Raw genomic sequence first — 7,421 nt, 5'->3', positions numbered from 1 at the left:
GAGGACGGCGAGATCGATGCCGGCAATCCCGATCTCGATCCCTACGAGTCGTCCAACCTGGACTTCTCGGCCGAACACTACCTGGGCACTACCGGCGTGTTCTCGGTGGGCGTGTTCCACAAGAACATCGACGGTTACATCGCCGAGGTGACCACCAATGCCGACCCGGACTTCCCCGGTTTCGAGGTCACCCGGCCGGTCAATGGCGACGAAGCCACCGTCTTCGGCGTCGAACTGAACTGGCAGCAGTCGCTCGACCAGCTGCCGGGTGCCTGGAGCGGCCTGCTGTTCGGCGTCGGCGCCACTTACCTCGACACCGAGTTCAGCCTGCCCCAGCGCCCGGGCGAAACCTTCTCCCTGCCGCGGGCCTCCGAGAACATCTACAGCGCCTACCTGGGCTACGAGCAGGGCGGCCTGAGCGCGCGCCTGAGCCTGGCCAACCGCAGCGAATACCTGGACTCGATCGGCGACAGCCCGGACTACGACATCTACGTGGCTGAAAACACCCAGCTCGACCTGAGCCTGAGCTACGACTTCAGCCGGAACTGGAGCGTCTACTTCGAGGCCTCCAACCTGCTCGACGAGCCGCTGGAGCTCTACCAGGGCAATGCTTCGCGCACCCTGCAGCTGGAAGAGTACGGCCGCAGCTACGCGCTCGGCCTGCGGGTAAATCTGTAAGCAGGGCAACGACTTGGCGGCGGCCGCGGGCAGCGCGGCCGGCCGCCCGGGGCGGCGTTTTCATTGACTTGGGACCGCCCGGCCAGTAGCGTTTCCAAGTCCGCACGGCCTGTCGGCGGCCCCACTAAAGATAAAAGGGGTTAAGACGGCGTCGTGCGTCCTTGTTTATAGGGGTTTGAAACGATGCGACTGGTACTTCTCGGCGCGCCCGGCTCGGGCAAGGGCACGCAGGCTTCGCGCCTGCGTGAACACCTGCAGGTGCCGCACGTCTCCACCGGCGACCTGCTGCGCGCCGCGGTCAAGGCGGGTACTCCGCTGGGCCTGCAGGCCAAGGCAGTGATGGAGTCCGGGGCCCTGGTTTCCGACGAGATCGTGCTTGGCATGCTCGAAGAGCGCCTGACCGCCGGCGACACCGGCAACGGTTTCATCCTCGACGGTTACCCGCGCAACCTGGTCCAGGCCAATGCCCTGGATGCGCTTCTGCTCAAGCTCAAGCAGCCGGTGGACATCGCCGTGCAGCTGGACGTGGACGCCGAGCTGCTGGTCGAACGCATCGCCGGCCGCGCCCAGGTCGAAGGCCGCGCCGACGACACCCCGGAAGCCGTGCGCAACCGCTTGAAGATCTACAACGAAGCCACCGCGCCGGTCGTGGATTTCTACCGCACCACCGGCCGCCTGGCCTGCGTCAACGGCGTTGGCAGCGTGGACGAGGTGTTCCAGCGCATCCTGGAGACCCTGGCGCCCACGCCCGACGTCGGCTGACCGCGGCGCCGCCGTGAAACTGCACATCCTCGGCATCTGCGGCACCTTCATGGGTGGCGTGGCGGCGCTGGCGCGCGAACTCGGCCACGCCGTCGACGGCAGCGACCAGAACGTCTACCCGCCCATGTCCACCCAGCTCGAAGAGCTGGGCATCCGGCTGTCGAAGGGCTACGAGCCCGGCAACATCGCCGCCGACACCGACGAAGTGGTGGTGGGCAACGCGCTGTCGCGCGGCAATGAATCGGTTGAACACGTGCTCGACGCCGGCCTTCGCTACATTTCGGGCGCGCAGTGGCTGAGCGAGCGCGTACTGCCCGGTCGCGAAACCCTGGCGGTCGCCGGCACCCACGGCAAGACCACCACCACGTCCATCCTGGCCTGGCTGCTTGAAGCCGCCGGCCGCGACCCGGGTTTCCTGGTCGGCGGCGTGCCGGAAAATTTCGGCGTCTCCGCGCGCCTGGGCAGCGGCCGCGAGTTCGTGGTCGAAGCCGACGAATACGACACCGCCTTCTTCGACAAGCGCAGCAAGTTCGTGCACTACCGGCCGGCGGTGGCGATCCTCAACAATCTCGAGTTCGACCACGCCGACATCTTCCCGGACCTGGCCGCGATCCAGCGCCAGTTCCACCACCTGGTGCGCACCGTGCCGCGCCGTGGCCGGCTGATCGTCAACGGCGAAGAAGCCGCGCTGGCAGAAGTGCTGGCCATGGGCTGCTGGACGCCGGTGGAAACCTTCGGCATGGACGGCGACTTCGACTGGACCGCGCGCCTGCACGCCGCCGATGGCACCCGTTTCGACGTGCTGCACCGTGGCGCCGTCGTGGGCACGGTGGCGTGGTCGCTGGTCGGCCGGCACAACGTGATGAACGGCCTGGCCGCCATCGCCGCGGCAAATGCGGTGGGCGCCGACCTGGGCAAGGCCATCCCGGCGCTGCGTGACTTCGTGTCGGTCAAGCGCCGGCTGGAAGTGCTGGGCGAACGCGGCGGCATCACCGTCTACGACGACTTCGCCCACCATCCCACCGCCATCCGCACCACGCTCGAAGGCCTGCGCGCACGCGTAGGCAGCGCGCGCATCGTGGTGGCGATGGAGCCGCGCAGCAATTCCATGCGCCTGGGCGCGCACGCCGGCCAGATCGCGCCTTCGCTCGACGGCGCCGACGCCGTGGTGTTCCTGCACCGGCCCGAGCTGGCCTGGGACGGCGGCAAGGTGGTTTCCGCGCTGCGCGGCGAAGGCGAAACCGTCGCTGACGTGGATGCATTGCTCGCTGCCCTTGGCCGGCGCTGCCGCGCCGGCGACCACGTGGTGTTCATGTCCAACGGCGGCTTCGACGGCGCGCCGCGCCGCTTCCTGGCCCAACTGGGCGGCTAAGCGTGGCGATTTGCGAACTGCCGCTGTTCCCGCTTTCAACCGTGCTGTTGCCCGGTGGGCGCGTGTCGCTGCGCATCTTCGAGCCGCGTTACCTCGACCTGGTCAAACGCTGCGGCCGCAGCGGCGAAGGTTTCGGCATCTGCCTGATCCTCGCCGGGCGCGAGGTCGGCGAGGCCGCCACGCCCGCGGCGCACGGCACCGAGGCGGTGATCGTCGATTTTTCGATGACCGACGACGGCCTGCTCGGGCTCACCGTCGAAGGCCGCCGCCGCTTCCACGTCGAACGCACCCGCGTACGTGACGACGGGCTGCTGCTGGGCGACGTGCGGTGGCTGCAGGAACCGCCGCCGGAAACCCTGCGCGACGAACACGCGCTGCTGTCGGTACTGCTGGCGCGCATCATGGACAAGGCCGGCCTCGACCACGAAGGCCCGGGCAAGGGCGACCTGGCCGACGCCGCCTGGGTGGGCTGGCGGCTGGCCGAATGGCTGCCGCTGGAAGCCACCGAGCGCCTGGCGCTGCTGCAGCTGGCCGACCCGCACGAACGCCTGCAGCAGCTGGTCGAGCGCCTGCCCGACTTCCAGGCCGAGTAGGTCAGCCGCCTGCGGGAGGCCGCAGGCGCAGCACCGGCAGGCCTTCGTCGCCGCGCACGTCCAGGGCCGATTCCATGTCGCCGGCGTCTTCGCGCAGCGGGCCCAGCAGGCTCCGTTCGTCCGGCAGCGCCCGCCAGTAGCTGAAGAAATCCAGCCGGCGGGTGAATTCCAGCGCGTGCACGGTGCCGATCCACAGTGGCTGGTCGCCGGGCTGCAGCACCACCGGGCTGGCCCACAGGCGCAGCACCTGCATGCGGCCGCCGGCGTGTTCGCGGCGCACCATCACCAGCACTTCCGCCCGGCCGTTGTGGGTGGCCGGCAGTACCGGCAGGTCCAGCGGCGTGGCGTCCTTGTCCAGGGTCTGCAGCAGGCCATACCAGCCGCCGACCTCGTAGTCCTGCCAGCCGGCCAGCAGCAGCCGCGTGCGCAGCACGTCCACCGGGCCGGCCACCTGCACGTTCAGCGGCCAGGCGTCGCGGCCATGCAGTTCGTTGCGACGCGCGGGCAGGGCGGCCTGCCAGTCGCCGCGCCACCAGGTGTCGGCGGACAGTGAATCGGGTGTGTGCGGCGGGTCGAACTTCGCCAGGATGTCGTTGGCCTGGCGGCTGCCGTGCCAGGCCGCCACGCCCAGCACCGCGACGAAAAACACGGTGGCGATGGGCCGCACCCAGAACGAGCGCACCACGCGGCGCCGGTAGGCGATGCCCAGCGCGGCGATCCACAGCAGGCCAAGAAGGATGCCGGCCAGCACGTCGCTGAGCCAGTGCGCGCCAAGGTACAGGCGCGAGAAACCCAGCAGGCCCACGACCAGCGCCGCCACCACGTAGGGCCAGGCGCGGTTGCGTCCGGGCAGTTCGCGGGCAATCAGCACGGCGAAGAAGCCATAAACCACGGTCGCCATCGTCACCGTCGCCGACGGGAAGCTGAAACCCGGCACCGCGGTCGAGGCCGGCGGCTTGGGCATGTGCAGCAGGTAGCCCAGCAGCCAGGTCAGCAGCAGGGCGAAGGCGGGCGCCGCCAGCCAGTGCCAGGCGGCGATGTGGCGGCGGCGCCACAGCAGCCAGGCGAACACGCCCACCACCGCCGGCGCCAGCACCACCGCGTCGCCCAGGGTGGCCAGGAAGGCCATGGGCACGTCGGCAGCGGGTTGCGCAGGCCGAACATCAGGTGGTGCACGGTCAGGTCCAGTTCTGACGGCGCGCTGCCGCCTCCGACCGAGATCAGGATCGTGAAGAAACCCCAGCCGGCCGCGCCCAGCACCGCGGCCAGCAGCAGCAGGGACGCCGATTCGGGCCGGTTCGGGTCGATCAGGGCTTCGGAATAGCGGCCCAGCACCGGGTGTTTGTGCGACCAGGCCAGGGCGCGTTCGAGCATGCCGGTGGTGTGCGCGCCCAGCCAGCGCCACAGGTAGAAGACCGCCGACCAGATGGCGGCGATCAGCACCAGCACCACCGCCAGCACGATCGCCAGCCGCCCGGCCACCGCGGCCACCAGGTCGAGCGAGGTGCCGAACAGCCAGCCCGGCGCCAGGAAGGTGGCCGACCAGATGAGCGCGGCGATGGCGCTGGCCGGCACGTACTGGCGCAGCTTCATCTTCAGCATGCCGGCGATGGCGGGCACGAAGGGCCGGATGGCGCCGACGTAGCGGGCCATGATGATCGACTTCATGCCGTGCCGGCGGAAGGTGGACTCGCCGCGCTCGAGCCACTGCGGGTGCTTGTGGAAGGGCCAGCGCTGGCGCAGCTGCGGGCCGTAGCGGTGGCCGACCCAGAAGCTGATGGCGTCGCCGGCGAAGGCGCCCAGGGTGGCGCAGGCCAGCGCGTAGGCGCCGTCCACGTGGCCCAGGCCCACCAGCGTGCCCACCGCGAACAGCAGCGGCACGGCCGGGATGGCCACGCCCACGATGACCAGGGCGTCGCCAAAGGCGATGAGGAAGATGACGAGGCCCGCCAGGGTCGGGTTTTCACCGATCCATGCGACGAGGGCCTCCAGACGGGCTGAATCCATGGGGCGCGATTATAGGCTGCCTCCGGCGGGCCCCGGTTTACACTGCGACCAAAGTTCAGGAGTGATGCATGTCAGACCTTCGTGGCAAGACCCTTTTCATCACCGGCGCCTCCCGCGGCATCGGCCTGGCCATTGCCCTGCGCGCGGCCCGGGACGGCGCCAACGTGGCCATCGCCGCCAAGTCCTCGGTGCCCAATCCCAAGCTGCCGGGCACCATCCACAGCGCGGCCGCGGAGGTGGACGCCGCCGGTGGCCAGGGCCTGGCGCTGCAGTGCGACATCCGCGAGGAGGAGCAGGTGAAGGCGGCCGTGGCGGCCACGGTCGAGCGTTTCGGCGGCATCGACATCCTGGTCAACAACGCCAGCGCGATCTGGCTGCAGGGCGCGCTGCAGACGCCGATGAAACGTTTCGACCTGATGCAGCAGGTCAACGCGCGCGGCACCTTCCTGTGCAGCCAGGCCTGCCTGCCGCACCTGCTCGACTCCGCCAACCCACACATCCTGACCCTGGCGCCGCCGCCCAACCTGGACCCGAAATGGTGGGGCCCGCACACGGGTTACACCCTGGCCAAGATGGGCATGAGTTTCGTCACCCTGGGCCTGGCGGCCGAATTCGGCCCGCGCGGCGTCGCGGTCAACGCGCTGTGGCCGCGCACCGTCATCGCCACCGATGCCCTGAAGATGATCCCGGGCACCGAGCCGGCGAAGTGCCGCACGCCGGAAATCATGGCCGACGCCGCGCACGCGGTGCTGTCGCGGGATTCCTGGCGCTTCAGCGGCCAGTTCCTTATCGATGAAACCGTGCTGCGCGAAAGCGGTGTCACCGACTTCAGCCACTACGCCGTGGATCCGTCGCAGCCGCTGCTGCCGGACCTGTTCCTGGACGACCCCGAACTCGAGGAGGCCTTGCGCTGATGAAATACCTGCACGCCATGGTGCGCGTCCGCGACCTGGACGCGTCGCTTGCCTTTTACCGCGATGCCCTGGGCCTGGTGGAAACGCGCCGCCGCGATTATCCCGAGGGCCGTTTCACCCTGGTCTACCTGGCCGCGCCGGCCAATCCGGAGTCCGAGGTGGAGCTCACCTACAACTACGACGCCGAGGATTACGGCGGCGCCCGCAACTTCGGCCACCTGGCCTTCGAGGTTGACGACATCTACGCCGCCTGCGAACGCCTGCAGGCGCACGGCGTGGTCATCAACCGGCCGCCGCGCGACGGCCGCATGGCCTTCGTGCGTTCGCCCGACCAGATTTCGATCGAGCTGCTGCAAAAGGGCGCTGCGCTGGAAAAGGCCGAGCCCTGGCTGTCGATGCCCAATACCGGGCAGTGGTGATTCAGCGTTCGGGCAGGGCGGTGCCGCAGCGGCGGCAATAGTCCGCGTCGGTGTCGTGCTCGGCCAGCTTGCAGCCCGGGCAGGCGTCATGCCGGCGCTCGCGCAGGCCCATCGCCAGTTCGGCGGTGTAGATGCCGGTGGGCACGGCGATGATGCCGTAGCCGATGAGCATCAGTATGGTGGTGACGAAGCGGCCAATGGGCGTGACCGGCGTGATGTCGCCATAGCCGACGGTCGCCATCGTGGTTATGGCCCAGTACATGCCGATGGGAATGCTGGTGTAGCCGCTCTCGGGGCCTTCGATGACGTACAACGCCGCGCCGAAGATGACTGCGATGGTCAGCACCGCCACCAGGAAGACCAGGATCTTGCGGCGCGACCGGTAAAGCGCGCCCATCAGCACGCCGCCGGCTTCGGTGTATTCCATCAGCTTGAGCACGCGGAAGATGCGCAGGATGCGCAGGATCCGAACCACCAGCAGCGCCTGGCTGCCCGGAAGGATCAGCGACAGGTAGGTGGGCAGGATCGACAGCAGGTCGATCACGCCGTAGAAGCTGGTGGCGTAGCGCAGCGGACGCCTGACCACAAGCAGCCGCACCAGGTACTCGGCGGTGAACAGCAGGGTGAAGCCCCATTCCGCAAAGTAGAACCAGGCCCCCCAGCGCTCCCGCAGCCC

General features: G+C 69.1%; 9 protein-coding genes. 6 read left to right on the top strand and 3 right to left on the bottom strand.

What is annotated here, in order from left to right; all coding sequences use genetic code 11:
- The 4 genes from AACZ35_RS10435 to AACZ35_RS10420 all read left to right on the top strand — a co-directional run.
- Positions 1-678, top strand: a 678-nt coding sequence (locus AACZ35_RS10435; protein WP_339828915.1) for a TonB-dependent receptor, incomplete at its 5' end; no start/stop codon positions are given.
- A gap of 183 nt (positions 679-861) precedes the next feature.
- A complete protein-coding gene (locus tag AACZ35_RS10430) occupies positions 862-1,440 on the top strand; it encodes an adenylate kinase (protein WP_339828912.1) in 579 nt (192 codons plus the stop codon).
- Between the two features lie 13 nt (positions 1,441-1,453).
- Complete coding sequence (gene mpl, locus AACZ35_RS10425; RefSeq protein ID WP_339828910.1) at positions 1,454-2,812, top strand: UDP-N-acetylmuramate:L-alanyl-gamma-D-glutamyl-meso-diaminopimelate ligase; 1,359 nt, start codon at positions 1,454-1,456, stop codon at positions 2,810-2,812.
- A 2-nt stretch (positions 2,813-2,814) separates the two neighbouring features.
- Positions 2,815-3,405 carry an LON peptidase substrate-binding domain-containing protein gene (locus AACZ35_RS10420; RefSeq protein WP_339828908.1) on the top strand — a complete coding sequence of 197 codons (591 nt, stop codon included), beginning with the start codon at positions 2,815-2,817 and terminating at the stop codon, positions 3,403-3,405.
- 1 nt (position 3,406) lies between these two features.
- Here the strand turns inward: AACZ35_RS10420 and AACZ35_RS10415 are convergent, their stop codons facing one another.
- Positions 3,407-4,306 (bottom strand): phosphatase PAP2 family protein, encoded by a 900-nt coding sequence (locus AACZ35_RS10415; RefSeq protein ID WP_339828917.1) that lies wholly within the window; start codon positions 4,304-4,306, stop codon positions 3,407-3,409.
- An 89-nt stretch (positions 4,307-4,395) separates the two neighbouring features.
- Entirely contained in the window at positions 4,396-5,412 is a 1,017-nt protein-coding gene (locus AACZ35_RS10410; RefSeq protein WP_339828905.1) for a DedA family protein, read from the bottom strand.
- A 68-nt stretch (positions 5,413-5,480) separates the two neighbouring features.
- Here AACZ35_RS10410 and AACZ35_RS10405 point away from each other — a divergent pair, with 68 nt between their 5' ends.
- Both AACZ35_RS10405 and AACZ35_RS10400 read left to right on the top strand, forming a co-directional pair.
- Positions 5,481-6,326 (top strand): NAD(P)-dependent oxidoreductase, encoded by an 846-nt coding sequence (locus AACZ35_RS10405; protein ID WP_339828903.1) that lies wholly within the window; start codon positions 5,481-5,483, stop codon positions 6,324-6,326.
- Complete coding sequence (locus AACZ35_RS10400) at positions 6,326-6,745, top strand: VOC family protein (protein WP_339828901.1); 420 nt, start codon at positions 6,326-6,328, stop codon at positions 6,743-6,745. The genes AACZ35_RS10405 and AACZ35_RS10400 overlap by 1 nt, the downstream gene beginning before the upstream one ends.
- Position 6,746: 1 nt before the next feature.
- On the opposite strand, the gene AACZ35_RS10395 is transcribed toward AACZ35_RS10400, so the two are convergent.
- Positions 6,747-7,421, bottom strand: a 675-nt coding sequence (locus tag AACZ35_RS10395) for an ion transporter (RefSeq protein WP_339828898.1), incomplete at its 5' end; no start/stop codon positions are given.

The organism is uncultured Arenimonas sp., from assembly GCF_963976025.1.
Lineage (GTDB): Bacteria > Pseudomonadota > Gammaproteobacteria > Xanthomonadales > Xanthomonadaceae > Arenimonas.
The sequence above is the reverse complement of the archived record's forward strand: the minus strand, read 5'-3'. Positions and strand labels throughout refer to the sequence as shown.

Coding starts and splice junctions, on each gene's coding strand:
- AACZ35_RS10430 (WP_339828912.1), top strand. CDS start 862: ATGCGACTGGTACTTCTCGGCGCGCCCGGCTCGGGCAAGGGCACGCAG.
- AACZ35_RS10415 (WP_339828917.1), bottom strand. CDS start 4,306: ATGGCGACCGTGGTTTATGGCTTCTTCGCCGTGCTGATTGCCCGCGAA.
- AACZ35_RS10410 (WP_339828905.1), bottom strand. CDS start 5,412: ATGGATTCAGCCCGTCTGGAGGCCCTCGTCGCATGGATCGGTGAAAAC.
- AACZ35_RS10405 (WP_339828903.1), top strand. CDS start 5,481: ATGTCAGACCTTCGTGGCAAGACCCTTTTCATCACCGGCGCCTCCCGC.
- AACZ35_RS10400 (WP_339828901.1), top strand. CDS start 6,326: ATGAAATACCTGCACGCCATGGTGCGCGTCCGCGACCTGGACGCGTCG.